This window comes from Rhizobium redzepovicii (assembly GCF_019793435.1).
GTDB classification, from domain to species: Bacteria; Pseudomonadota; Alphaproteobacteria; order Rhizobiales; family Rhizobiaceae; genus Rhizobium; species Rhizobium redzepovicii.
On the sequence record NZ_JAILYH010000099.1, the window covers coordinates 1 to 376 of the forward strand.

Below are 376 nucleotides of genomic sequence, written 5' to 3' on the forward strand. Positions count from 1 at the left end.
CAGGCTTGGGAGCATCTGGCCAACTCTCACCTTGAGAGGGCCGGCCTCGATATCCGTATCGACAACCGTTCGCATCTGGAAGCCGGGATCACGATCGAGCCGACCGAACATGTCGGTGTGCATGCGAGCGAGATCAATCGGCAGGGTGGGGCAGTCTCTCGCGCGCGCATCTCACCGCAATCGGCCGAGCGAAATGCCGAGACCATCCGCAGGCGCCCGGATGAGATCCTGAAGCTGATTACCAACGAGAAGAGCGTCTTCAACCGCTATGACATTGCCAGGGCTCTGCATCGTTATATCAACGACGATCCGCAGACCTTCCAGAATGCTTTTGCCGCGGTCATGGCGTCGAAGGCTCTGGTCGAGTTGAGGCCCG

1 protein-coding gene is annotated in these 376 nt (G+C 59.6%); it reads left to right on the top strand.

The annotated features are described in order from the left end of the window. Positions 1–376 (top strand): MobA/MobL family protein (locus tag K6N12_RS33765; RefSeq protein WP_222149192.1); only part of this gene is annotated, 376 nt, incomplete at both ends.